The organism is Maribacter aestuarii, assembly GCF_027474845.2.
Lineage (GTDB): Bacteria > Bacteroidota > Bacteroidia > Flavobacteriales > Flavobacteriaceae > Maribacter > Maribacter aestuarii.
This window is the reverse complement of the sequence record NZ_CP107031.2, coordinates 3,006,660-3,029,293: the sequence shown is the minus strand read 5'-3', so window position 1 is coordinate 3,029,293 and position 22,634 is coordinate 3,006,660. Positions and strand designations below refer to the sequence as shown.

The 22,634-nt window shown below is 38.2% G+C and carries 18 protein-coding genes; 11 read left to right on the top strand and 7 right to left on the bottom strand.

Annotated elements, in window-relative coordinates; translation table 11 throughout:
- The first annotated feature begins 47 nt into the window (after positions 1 to 47).
- The 10 genes from N8A89_RS13825 (at position 48) to N8A89_RS13780 (ending at position 14,883) form a co-directional block, all read left to right on the top strand.
- On the top strand, positions 48 to 1,220 hold the full coding sequence (locus N8A89_RS13825; RefSeq protein WP_289644476.1) for a lipoprotein N-acyltransferase Lnb domain-containing protein: 1,173 nt from the start codon (positions 48 to 50) through the stop codon (positions 1,218 to 1,220).
- A 62-nt stretch (positions 1,221 to 1,282) separates the two neighbouring features.
- Positions 1,283 to 3,163, top strand: a complete 1,881-nt coding sequence (locus tag N8A89_RS13820) for an ABC-F family ATP-binding cassette domain-containing protein (protein ID WP_289644475.1) — start codon at positions 1,283 to 1,285, stop codon at positions 3,161 to 3,163.
- A gap of 211 nt (positions 3,164 to 3,374) precedes the next feature.
- Positions 3,375 to 3,611 (top strand): hypothetical protein, encoded by a 237-nt coding sequence (locus tag N8A89_RS13815; protein ID WP_281542769.1) that lies wholly within the window; start codon positions 3,375 to 3,377, stop codon positions 3,609 to 3,611.
- A 339-nt stretch (positions 3,612 to 3,950) separates the two neighbouring features.
- Positions 3,951 to 4,349 (top strand): hypothetical protein, encoded by a 399-nt coding sequence (locus tag N8A89_RS13810; protein WP_281542768.1) that lies wholly within the window; start codon positions 3,951 to 3,953, stop codon positions 4,347 to 4,349.
- A 261-nt stretch (positions 4,350 to 4,610) separates the two neighbouring features.
- A complete protein-coding gene (locus tag N8A89_RS13805) occupies positions 4,611 to 5,186 on the top strand; it encodes a cob(I)yrinic acid a,c-diamide adenosyltransferase (protein WP_281542767.1) in 576 nt (191 codons plus the stop codon).
- 136 nt (positions 5,187 to 5,322) lie between these two features.
- The gene (locus N8A89_RS13800) at positions 5,323 to 5,547 is read left to right on the top strand and encodes a DUF2795 domain-containing protein (protein ID WP_027064442.1); all 225 of its coding nucleotides are present in this window, start codon (positions 5,323 to 5,325) and stop codon (positions 5,545 to 5,547) included.
- Positions 5,548 to 5,761: 214 nt separating this feature from the next.
- On the top strand, positions 5,762 to 9,124 hold the full coding sequence (gene secA, locus N8A89_RS13795) for a preprotein translocase subunit SecA (protein ID WP_289644474.1): 3,363 nt from the start codon (positions 5,762 to 5,764) through the stop codon (positions 9,122 to 9,124).
- Positions 9,125 to 9,310: 186 nt separating this feature from the next.
- On the top strand, positions 9,311 to 10,525 hold the full coding sequence (locus N8A89_RS13790; RefSeq protein ID WP_281542766.1) for a sensor histidine kinase: 1,215 nt from the start codon (positions 9,311 to 9,313) through the stop codon (positions 10,523 to 10,525).
- A gap of 113 nt (positions 10,526 to 10,638) precedes the next feature.
- Complete coding sequence (locus N8A89_RS13785; RefSeq protein WP_281542765.1) at positions 10,639 to 13,152, top strand: M14 metallopeptidase family protein; 2,514 nt, start codon at positions 10,639 to 10,641, stop codon at positions 13,150 to 13,152.
- A 144-nt stretch (positions 13,153 to 13,296) separates the two neighbouring features.
- Positions 13,297 to 14,883, top strand: a complete 1,587-nt coding sequence (locus N8A89_RS13780) for an amidohydrolase family protein (protein WP_281542764.1) — start codon at positions 13,297 to 13,299, stop codon at positions 14,881 to 14,883.
- 211 nt (positions 14,884 to 15,094) lie between these two features.
- Here the strand turns inward: N8A89_RS13780 and N8A89_RS13775 are convergent, their stop codons facing one another.
- Positions 15,095 to 15,352 (bottom strand): hypothetical protein, encoded by a 258-nt coding sequence (locus N8A89_RS13775; protein ID WP_281542763.1) that lies wholly within the window; start codon positions 15,350 to 15,352, stop codon positions 15,095 to 15,097.
- A 346-nt stretch (positions 15,353 to 15,698) separates the two neighbouring features.
- On the opposite strand from N8A89_RS13775, the gene N8A89_RS13770 reads away from it, so the two are divergent.
- A complete protein-coding gene (locus tag N8A89_RS13770; protein ID WP_281542762.1) occupies positions 15,699 to 16,130 on the top strand; it encodes an SRPBCC family protein in 432 nt (143 codons plus the stop codon).
- Between the two features lie 17 nt (positions 16,131 to 16,147).
- Here the strand turns inward: N8A89_RS13770 and N8A89_RS13765 are convergent, their stop codons facing one another.
- From N8A89_RS13765 to N8A89_RS13740, 6 genes are all read right to left on the bottom strand, one after another.
- Positions 16,148 to 17,497, bottom strand: a complete 1,350-nt coding sequence (locus tag N8A89_RS13765) for a DEAD/DEAH box helicase (RefSeq protein WP_289644473.1) — start codon at positions 17,495 to 17,497, stop codon at positions 16,148 to 16,150.
- 122 nt (positions 17,498 to 17,619) lie between these two features.
- Entirely contained in the window at positions 17,620 to 19,143 is a 1,524-nt protein-coding gene (locus N8A89_RS13760) for a tetratricopeptide repeat protein (protein ID WP_281542761.1), read from the bottom strand.
- Between the two features lie 216 nt (positions 19,144 to 19,359).
- On the bottom strand, positions 19,360 to 20,061 hold the full coding sequence (locus N8A89_RS13755; protein ID WP_281542760.1) for a hypothetical protein: 702 nt from the start codon (positions 20,059 to 20,061) through the stop codon (positions 19,360 to 19,362).
- 152 nt (positions 20,062 to 20,213) lie between these two features.
- The gene (locus tag N8A89_RS13750) at positions 20,214 to 20,522 is read right to left on the bottom strand and encodes a DUF6804 family protein (RefSeq protein WP_281542759.1); all 309 of its coding nucleotides are present in this window, start codon (positions 20,520 to 20,522) and stop codon (positions 20,214 to 20,216) included.
- Between the two features lie 2 nt (positions 20,523 to 20,524).
- Positions 20,525 to 20,953, bottom strand: a complete 429-nt coding sequence (locus tag N8A89_RS13745) for a hypothetical protein (RefSeq protein WP_281542758.1) — start codon at positions 20,951 to 20,953, stop codon at positions 20,525 to 20,527.
- A gap of 472 nt (positions 20,954 to 21,425) precedes the next feature.
- Positions 21,426 to 22,565, bottom strand: coding sequence for an alpha/beta hydrolase (locus tag N8A89_RS13740; RefSeq protein WP_281542757.1), 1,140 nt, complete (start codon positions 22,563 to 22,565; stop codon positions 21,426 to 21,428).
- Between the last annotated feature and the right edge of the window lie 69 nt (positions 22,566 to 22,634).

The following is a 22,634-nucleotide window of genomic DNA, read 5'->3' as shown; positions in this document are numbered from 1 at the left end:
ATCTCTTATTATTCGCATCTTTGTTCTCCGATAGTGTACTCGGAACCATGATAAAGAATAGTCTCTTTCTAATTCTCTTGCTTTTACAATTTACCTTGGCCTTTTCCCAAGGCCCTGATCTGTCCCCGGTTTCCAAACTCAGCTTGCTTACAGTAGGGACAGGTGAAGATTTAGCGGCAAAGTTTGGGCATAGCGCCATTCGCATACAAGACCCTACGTTGGGTATCGATCAGGTTTACGGATACGGCACCTATAATTTTGAAGATCCTAATTTCTATTTGAATTTTGTTCGTGGCAAGTTGGACTATACCATTTCTCGCTACCCATATATTTATTTTGAACGAAGTTACATTGCCGAACAACGTTGGATAAAAGAACAAATGCTGGATGTGAACTTGGAGCAGAAAAAGGAAATTATTTCCTTTCTAGAAACCAATCTACTGCCACAGAACAGATTTTATAAATATGATTTCCTTTTTGAAAATTGCGCCACCAAAATTCCTCAAGTCTTTGAAGAATCTTTAGGTTCCGCATTGCAATTTGACTATTCCTATTTGGAGAACCGATATACCTTCCGGCAACTCATCCATCAAAATTTAGAGGTTAACTCCTGGTCCAATTTTGGTATCGATTTGGCCCTTGGTTCTATAATAGATAGAAAGGCCACCCCTTACGAGCATTTGTTCCTGCCACTTTATGTATACGAGCAAATGAAACATACTTCTCTCAATGGAAAACCGATAGTCCAAAGTGAATCGGTTTTATTGGATATACCACCAAGAAAAGATCAAACATTATTTTTTCTAACCCCTGTATTTTGGTTGGGGCTCTTTATGTTTTTCGTGCTTTTCATCACTTATAAAGATTTTACAAAAAATAGTAGAACACGATGGTTGGATGTTTTGCTTGCTTCAGTGACGGGCCTGGCGGGCCTGCTCATTTTGTTTTTATGGTTTTTAACGGACCATAATGCTACGAAAATGAATTTTAATATTTTGTGGGCTTTCGCACCGAATATCATAATAGCTTTTTATTTATCAAAAAAACAGCTTGCTTTATGGGTTAGGACCTATATATTGCTATTGTTTGTTTTATTGATTTTGGTTGTTATACTATGGCTGCTTAAAATTCAAGTATTTTCAATCTTAATGGTTTTTATTTTGATTGCATTGGCCATAAGGTATCTGTTTTTAGTATATCACTTTAGAAAAACTCTCTAGCCCTTTATTATTAAAAAAGTATTGAATTTGAACTTGATACTTGCAAATGAACTTACAGAAGAATGAATTTATTGACCGTTGAAAATATTTCCAAGTCTTATGGAGAATTGGTGCTTTTTGAAAATCTTTCTTTTGGCATCAATAAAGACCAGAAAATAGCCCTGATCGCCAAAAACGGAAGTGGAAAAACCTCTATACTGAATATTCTCTCCGGAGCAGATAGCCCGGACACCGGTCAGGTAAACTACCGCAAGAGCACTCGGGTTTCCTTTCTGGCACAAGAACCGGTTATGAATCCTGATTTGACGGTGGAGGAAACCATTTTTGCCTCGGACAATGAGGTATTGCAGGTAATTTCCAATTATGAAAAGGCCTTGGAAAATCCTGAAGATGCCGATGCTTACCAAAAAGCCTTTGAGGCCATGGACCGTTTTGAGGCTTGGGATTTTGAAACGCAGTACAAACAGATACTTTTTAAATTAAAACTGGAGGACCTCAATGCCAAGGTCGGTAAACTTTCCGGTGGGCAAAAAAAACGGCTAGCTCTAGCCAACGCACTCATCAATAGGCCGGACTTGTTGGTATTGGACGAACCTACCAACCATTTGGATTTAGAAATGATAGAGTGGCTGGAAGAATACTTTGCCAAGGAAAACCTGACGCTTTTTATGGTAACGCATGACCGTTATTTTCTAGAACGAGTCTGTAACGAAATTTTAGAACTGGACAATGGGGTATTGTATCCTTACAAAGGAAACTACACCTACTATTTGGAAAAGAAGGAGGCAAGGATTGAGCAAGAATCGGTAGAACAGCATAAAACGGAACTGCTATTTAAGAAAGAATTGACCTGGATGCGTCGTCAACCCAAGGCAAGAACCACAAAATCCAAATCTAGAATAGATGATTTTAATTCCATAAAAGAGAAAGCAAGCCAACGGAGAAAAGAACATCAGGTACAATTGGAGTTGAATATGGAGCGGATGGGGAGTAAAATCCTAGAGTTCGTAAAAGTTTCCAAATCCTATCCCAACAAGCCAATCCTGGACAAGTTTGACTACAATTTCACCCGAGGGGAGCGCATAGGTATCATTGGCAAGAACGGAACTGGAAAATCCACCTTTTTGAATATCCTTTCCGGTCGTGACCAGCCGGATAGCGGAAAAGTCATTGTTGGGGAGACCATTAAATTTGGCTATTACACCCAAAAAGGCATTAATATAAAAGAAGGACAGAAAGTCATTGATGTGATCCGTGAGTTTGGAGACTATATTCCCTTAATGAAAGGAAAACAGATTTCGGCACAGCAATTACTGGAGCGTTTTCTTTTTGACCGTAAAAAACAATATGATTTTGTAGACAAGTTAAGTGGCGGCGAACGTAAACGACTTTACCTCTGTACCGTGCTCATTCAGAATCCGAATTTCTTGATTTTGGATGAACCTACTAATGATTTGGATATTGTTACGCTAAACGTCTTAGAAAGTTTTCTTTTAGATTTTCAAGGCTGCCTTTTGGTCGTATCGCATGATCGTTATTTCATGGATAAAATCGTAGATCACCTTTTTGTCTTCAGGGGTGATGGTGTCATTGAAGATTTCCCAGGTAACTATTCCGATTATAGGGCTTACGAGGATAGTAAAGTAATTGAGCAACGGGAGGAAAAAGTACAGACGCAAACGTCCAAAAATGAAAAGAACGAATGGAAAAAAACGGATGACTCTCCCAAATTATCCTATCTAGAGCAAAAAGAATACAAACAGCTGGAGCGCGAAATCCAAAAATTGGAGCGTAAGAAAGTGGAGCTACAAGAAAAATTTACGGACACCTCGTTATCGGGAGAAGAAATTGCCGCGCTCTCTATTGAATTGGGTGACTTGTCCAACACTATTGATGAAAAAACCGAGCGCTGGTTTGAGCTTTCTGCCCAAATGGAAGATTAAATACTGCGCATGTAACTTTTCAAGACACATATTCTACCGTTTATCCGCATCTTTTTTCGATAAGCTGTTTGGAAGGTGATTGCAGTTCATCGATTGATTTCTACACTTCATCCCTTCATTTGTAAGACACCGAAAAATATAGGGTTTTCAGCGAAACACCACCCCCAAAAGTACCCTTGCTACCGTTATAATAGTGTAACCAAAGCAAGTCATGAAAACAATAGCAACTATCTTCTTTATCTTTTTTATCGGAACTGCAGCCCAGGCTCAGAACAATATTACTGATGTTAAAGTGGAGACTGTTGAAATGACCATCGTTAACGAAACTGCTTACGAACTTAATTTGGACACCAAAACGGAGGTTGCAAGATTGTACAAGTTTAAAAACTCCAGAGTTAAAAAGGCATTATCCTTTACTACGAAAAGAAACAAGGCCAAAATGGCATAATTAAAATATTATCCCCTCGGGTGGACCCTACCTGCCGAAAGGCAGGTTTAGGGCTATCCATTTCAAACTTACATCATTTTTTTAGCGCCTCTTCAATACCTTTTATCCATCATATAATAATTGTTTATTCACTCTGCAGTTTCGATGAGAGACCTTGGGCATGTCACCCTTTAAAAAACTGTTTCGATATAATAAATAGTACTGTTCGATATTAGTACTTTTGGCGGAAATTGAATTGCTACTGTGTTTCGCTTTATTCGGTATATCAAATTCCTGTTTTCGGCCACTAATCAACATGGGGTACATTCCCCTTTTATTTATGATTTTGTCACCAAATGTTTGTATCAGAGGACAGAAAGAAAACTTCCGGTTACCGAAGAAGTACTCTTCAAAAGCATTACTTATTTTGATTATAAGAACATCGGACTGGTAAATGATTCCGACACTCTTAAAAATCAGATAAGTACGTTATGTAATGGCATCTCATTTACCCAAATGCCATTTGACATGATTTATGCCGATGAAAGTAGTGCCCATTTCAAAAATGTGGCCAAAGATCAAATTCATAACAATAGCATGCTTTTAATCAAGGGCATTTACAATTCTAAAGAAAACGTGGAGAATTGGAAGGGTATAAAAAAGATGGAACAGGTAAGGATAACAGTAGACCTCTTTTATTGCGGGATTGTTTTTTTTAGGAAAGAGCAAGCGAAGGAACATTTTAGAATACGGATATAAACTACTAATTTTAGATAACGCATAATTATGTTATGAATAATACTATTTACATAGTTTTTGGAATTTTAGCTGTTTTATACTTATGGATAGTCTTTAGAAATAGAGGTCGGTCTAAGGAGCGGAGGTCGCGTAAGTTTATGTCAGATTACAAGAGAAAAGAAGATAAGAAATAGGCGAAATCAAATCCACAACTACCAATTACAATTCATACCTTTTTCTGAGCTTGGTACTTGTATTTGAGCTTGGACTTGAACTTTAATTATGAAAATATATACCAAAACAGGAGATAAGGGTACTACCGCTCTTTTTGGGGGTACCCGAGTTCCTAAGCACCATATCCGTATAGAAAGTTACGGTACGGTTGACGAATTGAATTCTTGGTTGGGGCTAATCCGTGATCAAAATATTTCGGAAAGTAGTAAAAATGAGTTAATACAGGTTCAAGAAAAATTATTTACCGTAGGGGCTATTTTAGCCACAGATCCTGAAAAAGCTTTGCTTAAGGATGGACGCGAGCGGTTGAATATACCTAGAATAAGTATAGGGGATATTGAAATTTTAGAAAACGCCATCGATAGTATGGATGGTGATTTACCACAAATGACTCATTTCATACTACCTGGAGGCCATACCACCGTGTCATACTGTCATATTGCCCGTACCGTCTGCAGACGTGCAGAACGTATGGCGACGTTGCTTTACGAAGCGGAACCTTTTGATGAGTTGGTTTTATCCTATCTGAATAGACTCTCTGATTATCTCTTCATGTTGGCACGAAAATTGTCGAAAGAACTACAGGTAGCGGAGGTGAAATGGATTCCGGAGAAAAAGAACTAATAAATCCGTAAATTCTTCGTTATCAAATTATCAATGTAAAAATTATGTTTATAATTAGGTCGAAATAATTGCAAAATATCTTGGCTGTTTACATTTAAAAATTACTTTTGCAAAAATTTAAAATCACACTATTACCATGTATTGGACATTAGAACTGGCATCTTATTTAAGTGATGCACCTTGGCCGGCAAGTAAGGATGAGTTAATCGACTACTCAATTAGAACCGGTGCGCCTTTGGAGGTTGTAGAGAACCTACAGTCCATGGAGGAAGAAGGAGGCGAAATTTATGAGTCTATCGAAGAAATTTGGCCTGACTATCCTACGGAAGAAGACTACCTCTGGAACGAGGATGAATATTAATATATGATATCATAATTACTACTAAAAAGTCTCCTTGGAGGCTTTTTTTTTATGTAATTTTGGCAGTCTATTGACGATTTCTGCTCTAAATTAAAGTCTGGAATACCTTTTGTTCAATAGAGGTCGTCGGTTTTATTTACCGATGTCAAATAATTTATTGAAAATTGGCTGGGAAAACAAGTCCCAGATTTTTCAATTGTAATAGAAAATACCTATGAGTTTTATAAATTCAATCCTAAAGGCCTTTGTGGGTGATAAATCCAAAAAAGACGTAAAAGAACTTCAGCCTTTAGTAGACCAAATAAAATCCTTTGAAGCCGAGCTGGAAAAATTGAGTCATGATGAAATTCGGCAAAAAACCATCGATTTTAAACAGACTATTCAAGATTCGTACAAGGACATTACAGATCAAATAACGGCCCTGGAAAAAGAAGTCGAGGAATCTACCAACATCGACAAGAACGAGGACATTTATGCTGAGATAGATAAGCTAAAGGAAGAGTCCTACAAAATATCGGAAGAAACCTTAAACACTTTGCTCCCAGAGGCTTTTGCAGTAGTAAAAGAAACTGCCAAGCGTTTTGTAAATAACGAGAGCATTACGGTTACGGCATCGGAATATGACCGTAAACTTTCTGGAGATAAGGATTACGTTATTCTGGATGGTGACAATGCGATATGGAGAAATTCATGGGATGCCGCCGGAAAGGAAGTTACTTGGGATATGGTGCATTACGATGTGCAGCTCATTGGAGGTATTGCACTTCACCAAGGAAAAATTGCAGAGATGCAAACCGGTGAGGGAAAAACTTTGGTCGCTACCCTACCCCTATATCTTAATGCATTAACGGGGAACGGTGCTCACTTGGTTACGGTGAACGATTACCTTGCTAAAAGGGATAGTGCCTGGATGGCCCCTATTTTTGAGTTTCACGGACTTTCTGTAGATTGTATAGACCATCACAGACCAAACTCGGACGGTAGAAGAGCGGCCTATAATGCCGATATCACCTATGGCACCAATAATGAATTTGGTTTTGATTACCTAAGGGACAATATGGCGCACACGCCAAAAGACTTAGTACAGCGTCCCCATAATTACGCCATAGTGGATGAGGTGGATTCCGTATTGGTGGACGATGCCCGTACACCACTAATTATCTCAGGTCCAGTTCCTGAGGGAGATCGTCATGAGTTCAACGAGCTAAAGCCAAAGGTGAACGAGATTGTCCAAAAACAACGGCAACACCTTACTGGGGTTTTGGCAGAAGCCAAAAAACTTATTGCGGAGGGTGATACCAAAGAAGGCGGTTTTCTATTGCTACGTGTTTTTAGGGGACTTCCAAAGAATAAGGCATTGATCAAGTTCTTGAGTGAAGAAGGTGTAAAACAGCTACTTCAAAAAACAGAGAATTATTACATGCAGGATAACAATCGGGAAATGCCCAAAGTGGATGAGGATTTGTTATTCGTAATCGATGAAAAAAATAACCAGATAGAATTGACCGATAAAGGCGTTGATTATATCTCAGGAGAACAGAACAGGGATTTCTTCGTAATGCCAGACATAGGTGGCGAAATCGCCAAAATAGAAGAGCAGAACCTTGAAATTGAGAAAGAAGCTGAGCTTAAAGAAGAATTGTTCAAGGACTTTACGGTAAAGAGTGAGCGTATTCATACCATGAGTCAATTATTAAAGGCGTATACACTTTTTGAAAAAGATGTGGAATATGTGGTAATGGACAACAAGGTGATGATCGTAGATGAGCAAACCGGCCGTATCATGGACGGGCGTCGCTACTCAGATGGTCTTCACCAAGCTATAGAAGCCAAGGAGAACGTAAAAATTGAAGCTTTAACCCAAACTTTCGCTACCGTTACGTTACAGAACTACTTTAGGATGTACAGCAAATTGGCGGGTATGACAGGTACCGCCATTACAGAAGCTGGAGAGTTTTGGGAAATTTATAAGTTGGACGTGATGGAAATCCCGACCAACAGACCCATTGCCCGTGATGATCGCAACGATTTAATTTATAAGACCAAGAGGGAAAAGTACAACGCCATCATTGATGAGGTGACCAAATTGAGCCAATCTGGAAGACCTGTACTTATCGGTACGACATCGGTGGAGATTTCTGAGTTGCTATCCCGTATGTTGAACATACGTAAAGTACCGCACAACGTGTTAAATGCTAAGTTACATAAGAAAGAAGCGGATGTAGTTGCGGAAGCTGGAAAACCAGGTGTGGTGACCATTGCCACTAACATGGCCGGTCGTGGTACGGATATTAAATTAACGGAAGAGGTAAAGAAAGCCGGTGGTCTAGCCATTGTAGGTACGGAGCGTCACGATTCCCGTCGTGTGGATAGGCAATTAAGAGGTCGTTCGGGACGTCAGGGAGACCCGGGAAGTTCACAATTCTATGTTTCCTTGGAAGACAACCTGATGCGTTTGTTCGGATCCGATCGTGTTGCCAAGATGATGGATAAAATGGGGCTTGAAGAAGGTGAGGTTATTCAGCATAGTATGATGACCAAATCTATTGAGCGTGCCCAGAAAAAAGTAGAAGAGAACAACTTTGGGGTTAGAAAGCGTCTACTGGAATATGATGATGTCATGAATGCTCAACGGGAAGTAGTCTACAAGCGAAGACGTCATGCCCTCCAAGGAGAGCGTCTTAAAGTGGATATTGCAAATATGGTCTACGATACCTGCGAAGTAATCGTAGAAAGCAATAAAGGCGCAAACGACTATAAGAACTTTGAGTTTGAACTGATCAAATACTTTTCCATGACCTCCCCCGTGACCGAGGAAGAGTTTGGAAAATTGAGTGCTCAAGAGATTACCGGAAGAGTTTACAAAGCCGGTTATGAGCATTACAAAGAAAAAATGGAGCGGAATGCAGCAACTGCTTTTCCTGTCATTAAACAAGTTTACGAGGACAAAGCCAATAAGTTTGAACGCATTGTGGTACCGTTTACGGACGGTATAAAAAGTCTTAATGTGGTGACCAATCTACAGGAGGCCTATGACAGTGACGGTAAGCAATTGGTAACCGATTTTGAAAAGAATATTTCCCTTGCCATCATAGACGACTCATGGAAGACCCATTTGAGAAAAATGGATGAGCTTAAACAGTCCGTTCAATTGGCAGTGCATGAGCAAAAAGACCCATTACTTATTTACAAGTTTGAGGCCTTTGAACTTTTTAAGGGTATGATAGAGAAGGTGAACAAGGAAATCGTATCCTTTCTTTTTAAAGGGGAACTACCCTCTGGGAATTCAAATGAAATCCAAGAGGCACGGAATGAAAAACGTAGAAAGGAGAACCTGCAAACCTCCAAGGAAGAAATTCCGAACAGTGACGAACTTGCTGCACGGAACAGGGCGGCCGGTCAAACACAAGGACAGCGTCCGTCTGTGACCGAGACCATAGTTAGGGAACAGCCAAAAATTGGTAGAAACGAGCGAGTTACCATCAAAAATGTAATGTCCGGTGAAAGCAAGACGGTCAAATACAAACAAGCAGAACCTCTTATTACTAAGGGAGAGTGGGTATTGACCAACGATTAAGCGAAAATATTTAAATCTTAAAAAAAAGGCATCCATAATCGGATGCTTTTTTTGTTGTGAAGAGTTTCAATTTTGCCCGTACTCTATTTATTTTTAACTTTTTATAAAGTATTTGGATTTATATTTAAAACATAATTAGCTTTACAGAACTAAACGTTCCTTAAACCCGGTAACTAATCTAATTTTATGAACGATTTCAATATCGACCAAGAGCGACTTAAGGATAGGATTCAGCTGGTATTAAAGGTTAACTATGTAGCAAGTTTCCTGGCCATCTTATTTGGACTAGTCTGTTTTTTCGTATTGGACATTACACGAATAATCCCCTATGTGTTTGTTGCATTCGGAATTTTAAATCTTTTGAATACCGTAATCTTTAAAAAACATAGTAGCCTAACTTCTACATACAATATTTCTTCTATAATGGCATTGGTAAGTGCCTTGATCATCACGCTTTACAGTGGTGGTATAAGCAGCCCATTTATTTTTACTTTGGCCTTGATTGTCTTTGCAGGATACGTAACCACTAAAAAATACGGTCAGATTTACTTGAACCTTATTTTCTTTTTGGTCATTTTAATATTTTCACAGAGTCTTCCAGATTTTTCTTTTACATACAATGTTGTCCCGGCGTCGTCACAGAACCTTTTCAACCTTTTCTCAGTACTCTTTTCCGTATATCTATTGGGAAACATCTTTGGAAAAACCTTATTGAAAACCCACAATGCCCTATATAAATCCAAAAAGGCCTTGATGCTACAAATGGATGAAAAGGAAACCCTCTTGAAAGAAGTCCATCATAGAGTGAAAAACAATCTACAAACGGTTTCCAGCTTACTTAGTCTTCAATCCAGAAATGTGGAGGAGGCTAGAATGAAAGCATTGTTAAAAAGTACGCAGAATAGAGTAATTTCCATGGCAATGGTCCATGAAATGCTATATATGAGAAAAGACATTGCTCATATTGAGTACAAATCCTATGTACAAGAATTAAGTGAATATTTAATCCGTTCAATTAAAGGATTGGATAGTAAGGTGCAGTTAAACATCGATATTCCAGAAATTAAGTTGGGCATAGATACGGCAATTCCGTTAGGGCTTCTTATCAATGAAGCCGTCACCAATGCCCTAAAATATGGCTTTGCGGATGAAGAGGAAGGTGAAATATACATCGCCCTTAAAAAAGAAATAGACAAACAATACACCTTGAACATCGGTGATAATGGTGTTGGTTATCCAGAAAATGTCACCTATAAGAATACCAAATCCCTTGGCCTAAAACTTATCTATAATCTTACAAGGCAATTGAAGGGCACCATCCAAAGAGATAATAATAAAAAGGGCACGAACTATATCATCAAGTTTAGAGAGGTAAAACAGCAATTATCACCTGTTTCTTAATCGTAGCATACACTTTCCAGCAACTTCGCAATCGGGTATATAAAGTCATTATTCCGGGTTCTTTTTCTTGGGATAATACTTATATTTAAGCGGCTAATTCAAAAACCCGTTTCATGCTAAAAAAATTACTCTTTCTCTTTTTTATTTCGCTAAGTACAACATACGGACAAGATTACTTCTTTCAAAAATATAAACCCTTTAATGCCGAGATTCCATCTCCAGAAGCTTTTCTGGGTTATGGTATCGGGGAACACCATACGCGTCATGATTTGATTGTGGCCTACCTGGAAAAATTAGCCGAAGTTTCCGATAGGGCTTCCATTCACTATTATGGTAAAACACATGAAGGACGAAAATTGGTAATCTTAACTATTACAAGTCAACAGAACCTTACTAATCTTGAAGAAATAAAACAATCGCATTTGGCATTCACAGACCCCTCTAAATCGGTTTCTAATTATGGGGAAGTACCAATTTTCATCAATCTTGCCTATAACGTTCATGGTAACGAGCCGTCTAGCTCGGAAGCCGCACTTTTAACAGCCTATACGTTTGTGGCTTCAGAGAATCCCGAAATCCTCAACTATATTGATAATGCGGTCATTTTCATAGACCCGACGATTAATCCTGATGGCCGCGACCGACATACCCAATGGGCAAATACCTACCAAGGTTCGCCGGAAGTGGCAGACCCACAAGATGCCGAGCATAATGAATATTGGCCCGGCGGTAGGACTAATCACTATTGGTTCGACTTGAATCGCGATTGGTTACTGGCTATAAATCCGGAGAGTCGTGGAAAATTGAATTGGTACCACCAGTGGTATCCCAATGTAGTGACCGATTTTCATGAAATGGGCTCACAAAGCACCTATTTCTTTGAACCCATGAAAACCAACGGCTCCTTAAACCCGATTATGCCTAAGGAGAACTATGAGGATTTGAATACACTTTTTGGTAACGAATTTGCCAAAGCTTTGGATAGCATTGGTTCACTGTATTTTACCAAAGAGGTTTTTGACGGAACTTACCCCGGGTACGGATCTTCTTACCCTGATCTTCAAGGTGGCTTAGGGCTACTGTTTGAACAGGCAAGTTCTAGAGGTCATCGGCAAACAACACCCTTTGGAGAAATTACGTTCCCTTTTACCATAAGAAATCAATATACCTCTAGCATGACGACGGTTAAAACAGCGGTGGCGAATAAAGGCTATATGCGAAAGTATCAACAAGATTTCTTTAAGAGTGCCCTAACTAATGCTGCAAAAAGTAAAATACGTGGCTATACATTTGGAGATGCCTATGACCAAAACAGAAATAAAGCCTTTATAGACAAACTCTTATTACATAAAATAGATGTTTATAAATCTGGAGGCAAGTTTGTTGTGCCAACGCAACAGCCACAGTACAGGATGGTACAAACGATGTTCGAAACATACGATAAATATAGGGATAGTGTTTATTATGACGCATCGGCATGGTCCGTGGCCAACTTCTACAATATGAAGTATAAGGCTGTAAACGGGCTCAATTTAGGGGAGAAAATTACGACTACGGAGAACCTGGTTAAAGTAACCCCAGTGCAAAAATCGGACTATGCCTATGTGATGGACTGGGACGATTATAATGCGCCTGCCGCCGTTTATCATTTGCAAAAAAACGACATTGTAGCCTCCTCCGCAGCCAAGCCTTTCACCGTAAAAATAGGAAGCGGAACTAAAAAGTTTAATTATGGTACCGTGCTCATACCCGTAAGCCTTCAAAAGAAGGAAGCTGATAAGGTCTTTGAAATTATAAAGGAAGTGCAGGATAAATATGATGTTCCTATCTACGCAGTGGAAACAGGGCTGAATTTAGGCGGAGTTGATATGGGAAGTAGATATGTAACTCCTATGAAAAAAACAAAAGCCGCCATGTTAATTGGTGATGGCGTGCGTTCCTATGAGGCCGGAGAAATTTGGCATTTACTGGATACAAGGGTGGGCATGCCCATTACCAAGATTCCCGTGCGCAATTTTGACCGGGCAAATTTGGACAAGTACAATACATTGGTAATGGTCTCCGGAAGGTATGACTTGACCAAGAAACAACAAGAAAAAATTAAGGATTGGACCAGTAAAGGCAATACTTTGATAACTATTGGAACGGCTAGCAAATGGGTCATAGACAAAGAATTGGTAAAAGAAAAGCTGACCAAGGTCGAGAAGGACTCTACAAAAACAACCGAGCGCAAACCTTATGTAGATGCCGGGGAAAATATTGGAAAAGAAAGTGTTGGTGGGGTTATTTTAAAGGCCGATATAGATGTTACGCATCCCCTAGCCTTTGGTTATCGTGACGCTAGCATTCCGATTTACAAGAATAATACCGTATGGTTGGCTCCAAGTACAAATGAATATGCAACCGTGGCCAAATACGCCAGCGACCCACATATTGATGGATTTATTACGGAAAAGAACATGGAAGAATACCTAAAACCATCTGCCTCACTTATCGTAAGCAAATTGGGAAGTGGTCGTGTTGTAATGTTCGCCGATAATCCAAATTTCCGAGGTTCTTGGTATGGTACGAACCGGTTATTTTTAAACGCGTTGTTTTTAGGGGATAAAATTGAGGTTCCTGAATAGAGATAGTTTATTAATGTTGATACTGGTTAGTGGTAACCTAAACTTGCTAAAGAAAAATCACAAAACTAAAATTCTAATCTATCAACACTCTTAATACTGATTACTGATTACTGATTACTGATTACTGAAATAAAATAACCGACCATGAAAAAATCGCCTTTCTTACTATTAATAACATTGCTCTTAATCAACATCACCCAGTCCCAGTCCCTACAAGGAGACGGGCCGCATTCACAATTAATTATAAGAGGCGTGATGCTCATTAACGGAAACGGAGCGCCACCACAGGGACCCATTGATATTGTTGTGGAGGACAACATCATCAAACAGATTCAAGTAGTTGGCTATCCTGGGGTCGCAATCGATGAAACCAAAAGACCAAAATTGATGGCGGGTGGCAAGGAGCTGGATTGTAACGGAATGTACTTACTTCCGGGTTTTATAGACATGCATGGCCACATCGGTGGCACGGCACAAGGTGCTGAACCAGATTACGTATTCAAATTATGGATGGCACACGGGGTTACTACGGTTCGTGAACCCAGCGGCCGAGGCGTCGATTTTACGATGGACTTAAAACGTAAAAGCGCCAAGAACGAGATTATTGCACCCCGCATTATGGCCTACACCGGATTTGGGCAAACCAGTAAGACTTTTAATCCCTTAAACGATATTCCAATTTCAACGCCCGAACAGGCACGCGAATGGGTCCGTGCGAATGCTAAAAAAGGAGCTGACGGCATTAAGTTCTTTGGAGCCGAACCCGCAATTATGGCCGCAGCATTGGATGAAAATAAAAAATTGGGGTTAGGCTCGGCGTGTCATCACGCTCAACTAAGTGTGGCCAGATGGAACGTGTTACATTCCGCAAGAGCCGGACTCACCTCCATGGAGCATTGGTACGGGTTACCAGAAGCGTTATTCGACAATACCACCGTCCAGGATTATCCTTTGGATTACAACTATCAAAACGAACAACATCGCTTTGAAAATGCGGGTAAACTATGGGCACAAGCGGCTAAACCCTATTCCGACCATTGGAATGCCGTGATGGACGAACTACTGGAACTGGATTTTACCCTAGACCCAACATTTAATATTTACGAGGCCAGTAGGGATTTACAGCGAGCAAGAAGAGCCGAATGGCATGAAGATTATACCTTACCTTCCCTTTGGGAATTTTATCAGCCTAGCAAGATATCCCATGGCTCCTATTGGCATGATTGGGGTACGGAACAAGAAGTTGCGTGGAAAAATAATTATGATTTATGGATGACCTTCATCAACGAATATAAAAATAGGGGCGGACGTGTAACTACGGGGTCGGATTCCGGTTTTATATTTCAGTTATACGGATTTGCCTATATACGGGAACTGGAACTTTTGCGCGAAGCCGGTTTTCATCCCTTAGAAATTATTCGTTCGGCCACTTTGAACGGAGCTGAAGCCCTGGGCATGGACGATAAGATAGGTTCCGTTGCTATTGGGAAATTGGCAGACTTTGTTGTGGTAGAAGAAAATCCGCTGGCAAACCTTAAAGTCCTTTATGGAACCGGAGCCATTAAACTTACGGAGGATAATGAAGTAGTACGTGTTGGCGGTGTGAAATACACCATTAAGGACGGGATTGTTTACGATGCCAAAGCACTACTAGCAGATGTAAAACTGCAGGTAGATGAGGCCAAACAAAAAGAAAATTATTCGATAAAACAGCCGGGAATAAAAGACTAGTATTTCAGTGCAAATCTAAACGAACTCAGTCTTACTTAAAACTTTCTTTTATCCACGGGAACCTTTAATGGACGAACTACACCTTTCGTTTTCGGAAAAGTTACGAGATAGGTGACTATTAAAGCAACGGGTACTAAAATTGAAAATAATAACATAGCATTTGTATTTACAAAAGTGATTCGATTCACTTTCGGTATTTATAGTTCAAGGATTATGCCAATTTTGGTCGGCTCTTCTTGGTACTAAAAGTCAACGCTTTTTTAACTCGGGAGTTTTTGTGTCGGTATAAACGAGCTACGCTTTTTTCAGTATGATCCGAAGTTTTCGGAAAACTGAAATCGCCAACATCGCTAGCAACCAAAACAATATCCATTTTAAGAATGTCCACTTTATCATTGCTATTTGAATTTTGGGCTAAAGCAACAGTGCCAAAAAAGAGAACTACTACTAAGGTTAATAAAGATTTCATTATAAGCATTTGGGTCTTATAAATATAACCGTAGAAATGGCCTTACATACTTCCTATGACGCTGAAATACAGGCTTTTTCGGTTACCGTAGAAAATCTAGATAAAGTGCAAAAAAGTATCGATAAATGAAATGGACCTCGAAATCAACACACCGAAAGAATTGGTAATTTATCGGTTGTTTGGGAATCAAAGTGAGCTTTTAAAAGAGAAGCTTAAGTTGTCTTAATATTGATCTTATTAGAAATGACCTTAAATCCAACTCTTCAAACCGCTTACTTGGAGATGAATTTTAACCGATTGGATGATTTACTATCTTTAAAGTAAAGAATACAACTAGAGCACATTTATGGATTCCTTTTCCATATATCACAATCTGACGATCCTCTCCGCACCTCAAAAAGTTTTTGAGGCCATAACGCATCCGGAGCATCTAAATCATTGGTGGACCAAAAAATGTTCGGGAATACCTCGCGAAGGTGAAATCTATAATTTCTTTTTTACGGCGGAGTACGATTGGTATAGCGAAGTCGTGAAATGCAAAACCAATGAGCAATTTTATATTTCGATGACTGAATCCGATGCAGATTGGGACAGCACCACTTTTGGTTTTGACCTTAAGGCAATAAGCGATGGGACGCAACTCAATTTTTCCCACAGGGGATGGCCCCAATGCAATGAACATTTTAAAAGATCTTCCTATTGTTGGGCCATACTACTATTGGGCCTAAAAAGCTATGTGGAGAAAGGCATAATTGTTCCTTTTGAAGAGCGCCAATAAAGACCAATCTTGTAAGCTTATTTTTTTCCTCGTTTTCCGAAATTCTTATCGCCCCGTGTTTTGGGTTTCTTATATTTTTTTTCAATAATACGCCTGTAAGACCCGCCTTGATTTACCTTTCTGTTTTTTTCAGACTTTTCATGGAAACCGGCGCCACGTTCCTCTTCGTTAATTTTAAGAGGGTTATCGTGTTCTATATGCTTGGGTTGCTCGTCATAGGTTAACTGCGTGACAACTTTAACCTCTTCAGGAAGATTTAGTACTTCAATTTGATACGACATTAATTGTTCAATAGCGTCTTTGTCCTCTTTCTCTTTGTCAGAGAATAATAAAATTGAGGTTCCCTCCTTCTCCGCCCTACCGGTTCTACCTATCCGGTGCATATAATTTTCGGGGTATCGGGGCACATCAAAATTGATAACATGGGAAATTTCCGTAAGGTCCAAGCCACGTGCCATAACATCAGTGGTGACCAATATGCGGTTTTTACCGGAATCGAACTGTTGTATGGAGCGCAGCCTATAATTCTGGGTCTTATTGGAATGGATGATACATAGTTCCTCACTAAAAAATTCGGACAATTCCCGAAAAAGCAAATCGGCACTTCGTTTGTTCGAAACAAAAATCAATACTTTATGATAGGCCTCTGAATCTTGAAGTAAATGGACCAATAAATTAACCTTGGTATAAAAATTAGGAACGGCATAGCTCAATTGTTTTATATTCTCCAAAGGAGTTCCACTCACCGCAATGGAAATCTTTTCCACACCAGTGAAAAAATCGTGGATAAGCGTATCTACATCATCGGTCATGGTGGCGGAGAACATAATGTTCTGCCGGCGTGTCGGCAGCAATTCAAAGATATTGGTCAACTGAAACCGAAAGCCCAAATCTAGCATTACGTCCACCTCATCAATAACCAATTTCTTAACGGATTTTAATTGTAGTGCCCTGGCCAATACCAAATCGTATAACCGCGCAGGGGTAGAAACTACGATATCCGTTCCTTCTGCCAAGGCTTCCTTTTGGCGGTTCATGTTCGTACCACCGTAAACGCCCAGCACTCTAACGGAAGCATATTTCCCCAGCTTTTCCGTCTCTTCTACCACCTGCACGACCAACTCCCTTGTAGGCACCATAATCAATACCCTAGGATGTTTTTCTTTAGAGAAGGGCAAGGAGTTTAAAATGGGTAAAAGATAAGCAAAGGTCTTTCCGGTACCGGTTTGGGCAATCCCCACCACATCCTTTCCGCTCATCACCACTGGAAATGCCTGTTCTTGTACCGGGGTGGGATTTTCCAGACCTAAATCCTCCAAAGCATTGCGTAACGGGGTAGAAATCTTAAAATCAGTAAATAAGGACATGAAGTTGACTTTTAATACCGCAAAGCTAGGGGATTAATTGGGAAGTGACGGAAAGTGTTAAGTTTATTGTATTGAGAAAATTGGACTGCAGCTTTTCAGAATGGTCGTTGTTAATCGCTGTTTTACTTTTCCAGCTCTTTAAGTCTGTCAATTGCATGCTGGTTACTGGGGTCCAATTCCAATGACTTCTTGAAGTTAGCAATTGCGTTTTCAGTATCCTTGTTGTAAAAGTAGGCTAAGGCCAAACTATCATATAAATTTGCTGAGTTCGGGTAGATATGTACTGCCAATAAAAAGACGTTTATACCCTTATCCATCTTTCCAGCGTTAAATGATAACCGAAGACCAAGGTTGTTCAACATAGCTTCTTCCAGCTTTAGCGTTGGATTTCTTGCTATTTCTTTTTGATATAATGGAATTAAATCTAGATATCCCTGATTGAGCGCTAAATCATAAAAATCAGGTTCTTTTGTTACTGATTTTTTCATTTTTTTTGAAATCAAGTTTTCCGAAATACCATTTTTATCAGGGCTATTTTCAATGAACTTTTTTGCGTTCTCTTGATTTTTCAAAATGGCATTTAAGAACCCTAAGGTGTGTTCCGAAAGTAGCTTGTAGGACGCCATGATTTTATCATCACTTTTATCTTGTCTTTGGTCCCGGTATGAAAATAAAACGCCAATACTTCCAAAATAGGAATGTGTAAGGTCATGAAATTTATAACTGTAGACATTGCTATATTTTAAAGAGTCGTACAGTTGAAATTTATAATTCAACGCTGCAGGAATTTTATCGCTAGTCAAAACTTCTTCTGGAATATCTTTTTGTGCAAAATGGATATAAGGTATGTCAAACCTATCCAAATTGAAATAAGGTGATTTTTCTAGTACAGGATAATTGTATCTTTCGGTCCCATCCAAACTCACTATTGCGCTTATACCCTGATTTTTCATGACCGTTATAGCGTTTACCAGCCCACCAAAGCTAAAACCCATAAGCGCTATGCTATCGGAGTCTATATATTCGTACTTATGAATTTCTTTCAAAAGAAATTCCACATCTCTAGATTGTGTTTCCATATCTTTAGTGGTTCCTCCTTCTAGCCATCTTGTTTCCGTTCCTCTTGAAGGACTCGAAATCACGACAAAACCATTACTTGCCAAATATTCAAACAAGACAAAATTTTCAATGGACGAAGCTTGATAGCTCGGTGCATAAACTACGACCGGGAAGTTACCTTCTAAAAAATTGGTGTTTGTGAAAGCATTTACTTTTTCGGTCAGATGGTTCCTATTTTGAGGGGTATTCCCTAATTCAGGAAACCAATCTAACAACAACTCGTTTGGTAAATTTTTCGATTCTTCCTCTTCCTTTAAAATCTCCAAATAATCCAAAACCTTTAACTGTTTGGAATTTTTATTTTTAATTACAGCTGGATACCATATGCTAATTGGTATTGGCCTAAAAACTAATTTATTATTAAAGTCATTTTTCACCTGATAAGTCCTCGTACTGTCAATAGCTACATAATGCTTAAAACCTACGTTATACGCTCCTTTTTTTAGATTTATATTATCTAAAGATGTCTGTCCTTTAATTGAACCTATCTGAAAAAAGATAAAAATTACTAAAGCCGTTGTCCGCATTATTATAGTTTTAGTATTCATATTTTGCATATGACCGTTTTATGATTTTAAGAGGCCTTTTTTAGCTTGCAGGTAACGGTTGGGCTAAGGTTCGTTGATGTAATTCGTCCGAACCCCGATAGCTATCGGGGCAGCTGAACCTAAAGATAGCTTTTTGCGCATGATTTCCGTTTAGGAAATCCGCAAGCAATGAATGTTAGCCTTTGTTGTTCTTAGTTATTTTTCAGGCGGTATAGTCCTTTTTACTTTCAGTATTATGTCTTGTGTTGAAGCCCAATTATTTAACTCCAAATTATGTTCAGATATTTTCTTTTCTAGTCCTGTCTCCAAATCCTTTACCACTCCTTTGAAATCCAAGTATAATTGAGAAATGTTTATTTCAGTCTTCTGTTTTTTATCTACCGTTTCTAAGTAAATATTCTCAATTAACCGATTTTCATCAAAATTCACGAAATCCACCTTTCCAGGGTCTCCATATAGTATTCCGCTAATAGCTATGAATCGATATGCTTCTTTAGATATTTTATCGTGATAAGTCCATTTTAATTTTCCATAAAAGGGTTGCCGATTGTCAATTAGAGACTCGTCAATCCTTGCCTCCATATGTTGATATGTATTCCTAGAATCATTAACATATTTTATAGGTTCAATCATCTCATAGTTGTCATCTGTTGCAAGAACCTGAAAAAGCATTATAAATCTTCTAATGCTATCTAAGAAACACCATGTATAGTTAAAAAGCTGAGGAAATTTTTTGTTTTCCTTACCTTCCGAAATTTTTAAAATCCTGTTTTCAATGTTTTCATAATTATAATCGACTATGTCAATTGTGAACCGTAAAGAATCCAATATTAGAAGTTGTTTCTCTTCTATCACTGAAGGTATTTTTCGGAGTACTGATGATTCTTTAAGTAACATTTTTATAATTAACCACAATGGTCTTGTGTATGGTTAGTTGCGTGGTTTGAGCGATAAAGTTAGCAAATAAATCACCGATAGAAAGTCCGCGAGGATTTTCAGAAGTAGGCAAGAACAAGCAATTAATTATAGCCATTGTTGTGCAACGTTTTTTATGTTTTTAATTCCTTTTGTTTGTCGGTAAATATTGAAATTAATAGCAAAATCGCCCAAATAATGTCAATTAAATTCCATAGTTCTCGTCCAAGAGCGATTTTAAAAATCGGATTAATTAAAACAGCAGATGAAAGCCAAATTAAAAACCAGATTTGATTTATTTTATAATGGTAATATGCTAAAACTCCAAAACCTACCATTCCTAAAAATCTAACCAATTGGTAATAGCCATATTCCCAATTTAGTAAGCAACCCAAAAAAAGGATTATTAAAATTACCTTTATTGTCAATTGTAGCTTACTCATTACTAATATTGGTCTACTTCATTTTGGTAGTCTAACATTTCATCTTGATAGTCCTCAATAATTTCATCTCTTGTTATCATCTCGTACTGATAACTGAAAATTATTGATGCAGTTAATTTTTTCGGTAAATCATTCTCATTAGCTATGGTGTCAATTACTTTTACAACATAACTTGGGTCTTCCATTGTTTGAATAGTTGAACGAAATGTTTTTGCTAAATAATCTCTTAATACTGAATTGGCTTTTTCTTGTGGAATGTCTTTGATAATAGAAATCAGTCCAATTTTTTCCGCATCAAATTCCAAAAACATATCTGCTATTTCGTAATCCAATTCAGTCTGTGATTTTTCGGGTTCTTTATCGGTAGATGTCGAATTGTTGCAAGAGCAATAAAATAATGCAACTAGAGAAAGAAGTATAATTTTTTTCATAATGGATGAATCTAATTTTCTGTGAAGTCCTTTAACTCTAAATATTTTTTCCCAGATGGTATGTACATAGTACCAGTTTTAGTGTCTAATATTATTAAGCTTTCTTCTCTGATAGTATATCTGCCGTTCGAGGAATAATTCCAAAGTATCAACAATAGGAAAAAGCAAAAAACAGCTAGAATTATCAATTTGTATTTCTGGTATTTAGTCATCTATTCTAATTTTAGTCAAATGTTGCACAACAATTGTTTATGATCATTGATCATATATCCATTATACGACTAAGATACTAAAAGAAATCAGCTAAATTATTTCCCCTCTTTCCGCAAGACCTCTAAGGGTGGACTGTTCGACACTCCGTTAGTGGACAAACTTATGAGTAAAACCAACACAACAATACCGGACTTAAAAAATATACCCATTCCAATAAATTATACAGACCCCTATTTGCTATAGCCTTCGTGTTACGTTGTTATTCTTGTTTCAATTGCAGTAAAACCTTTTTCCCATTTTCATTTTCTGGATTCAATTCGATTGATTTCTCATACATTTCTATTGCTTCTGCTTTTCGATTTGCTTTTAATAAAGCTTCACCATAACTATCATATGCATTGAAACTATCTGGAAATAAAATTGTGCTTAATTTAAAAACTTCTAAAGCCTTATCTAATTCTTCATTTCCCAAAAATGAATATCCCAGTGTATTCAAATCTTGTTCTGAACGATTGTTCTTCTTAGCTTCAATAGATAATTTTATGGCGTTATCTAGAGCCTTTTGTAATATCGCATTTTGCTTCCCTTCGTCTAGTGTTTCTGAGTAGGCTTTAATAATGGTATTTATGATAAGTCCAGGATTATCCTTAAAGATATAATGACCACTTCCTTCTGCGATAATTTCAACTCGATTAGATTCAGTATTAACAAAATCTTTATGGACTTTTTTTATTAACGCCCAGTATTTGTCAGGATAACCTCTGTTAATAGGTGAAATAATATCTATAGCAGGAACATTTTTAGGAAAATCAATTTTACGTAATACCTTAACGGTTTCCGGATAGTTTTTTACAAGATAATAGATGCCTAGTGTTTCAGGAGTTTTGGGAGGAGATTCTTCTTCATCCATGATTTTCAGTACTTCATCAGTATAAACTCCTACTAAATTTGCATCAATACGAACTACATATTTTACTTTATCAGGATGACGTGATGCATAAAGCGTTGTATAAAATCCACCGTAGGAATGCGGAACAAGTATAATTTCATTGTCAAAACCCAGCTTAGAAAGACCAGTCTCTAGTTCTTTAATGCCATTTAATATTCCAAAATCCGAGTCGTTTGTTAGATTTGGATTTACTTCACTTTGTCCAAATCCTGAGCGGTCATAGGTGATTAATGTTGTGCCAGTAACTTTATAAATTTTTTCTAATATGTTATCCCATATAGAACCATCATTACCTGCACCAGCTTCAAAAAGAATTGGAGTTCCTGTTCCTTTTATTATGTTAAAATGTATTTTATAACCCCCAACGTCTACTAGCGTATCTTGACTTTGAGCTCGCATCGAGAAGGATAAACAGAAAATCACTAAGAAAGTTAAATAGAAATGTCTCATTTGGTCTGTAGTTTATTTTAATAACAAAGAACAATTGTATATGATCATTGATCATATATCCATTATACG

What these genes read in the sequence shown, in the direction of transcription:
- N8A89_RS13825 (WP_289644476.1), top strand. Translation starts at nt 48, where the DNA reads ATGATAAAGAATAGTCTCTTTCTAATTCTCTTGCTTTTACAATTTACC.
- N8A89_RS13820 (WP_289644475.1), top strand. Translation starts at nt 1,283, where the DNA reads ATGAATTTATTGACCGTTGAAAATATTTCCAAGTCTTATGGAGAATTG.
- N8A89_RS13815 (WP_281542769.1), top strand. Translation starts at nt 3,375, where the DNA reads ATGAAAACAATAGCAACTATCTTCTTTATCTTTTTTATCGGAACTGCA.
- N8A89_RS13805 (WP_281542767.1), top strand. Translation starts at nt 4,611, where the DNA reads ATGAAAATATATACCAAAACAGGAGATAAGGGTACTACCGCTCTTTTT.
- N8A89_RS13800 (WP_027064442.1), top strand. Translation starts at nt 5,323, where the DNA reads ATGTATTGGACATTAGAACTGGCATCTTATTTAAGTGATGCACCTTGG.
- secA (WP_289644474.1), top strand. Translation starts at nt 5,762, where the DNA reads ATGAGTTTTATAAATTCAATCCTAAAGGCCTTTGTGGGTGATAAATCC.
- N8A89_RS13790 (WP_281542766.1), top strand. Translation starts at nt 9,311, where the DNA reads ATGAACGATTTCAATATCGACCAAGAGCGACTTAAGGATAGGATTCAG.
- N8A89_RS13785 (WP_281542765.1), top strand. Translation starts at nt 10,639, where the DNA reads ATGCTAAAAAAATTACTCTTTCTCTTTTTTATTTCGCTAAGTACAACA.
- N8A89_RS13780 (WP_281542764.1), top strand. Translation starts at nt 13,297, where the DNA reads ATGAAAAAATCGCCTTTCTTACTATTAATAACATTGCTCTTAATCAAC.
- N8A89_RS13775 (WP_281542763.1), bottom strand. Translation starts at nt 15,352, where the DNA reads ATGAAATCTTTATTAACCTTAGTAGTAGTTCTCTTTTTTGGCACTGTT.
- N8A89_RS13770 (WP_281542762.1), top strand. Translation starts at nt 15,699, where the DNA reads ATGGATTCCTTTTCCATATATCACAATCTGACGATCCTCTCCGCACCT.
- N8A89_RS13765 (WP_289644473.1), bottom strand. Translation starts at nt 17,497, where the DNA reads ATGTCCTTATTTACTGATTTTAAGATTTCTACCCCGTTACGCAATGCT.
- N8A89_RS13760 (WP_281542761.1), bottom strand. Translation starts at nt 19,143, where the DNA reads ATGCGGACAACGGCTTTAGTAATTTTTATCTTTTTTCAGATAGGTTCA.
- N8A89_RS13755 (WP_281542760.1), bottom strand. Translation starts at nt 20,061, where the DNA reads ATGTTACTTAAAGAATCATCAGTACTCCGAAAAATACCTTCAGTGATA.
- N8A89_RS13750 (WP_281542759.1), bottom strand. Translation starts at nt 20,522, where the DNA reads ATGAGTAAGCTACAATTGACAATAAAGGTAATTTTAATAATCCTTTTT.
- N8A89_RS13745 (WP_281542758.1), bottom strand. Translation starts at nt 20,953, where the DNA reads ATGAAAAAAATTATACTTCTTTCTCTAGTTGCATTATTTTATTGCTCT.
- N8A89_RS13740 (WP_281542757.1), bottom strand. Translation starts at nt 22,565, where the DNA reads ATGAGACATTTCTATTTAACTTTCTTAGTGATTTTCTGTTTATCCTTC.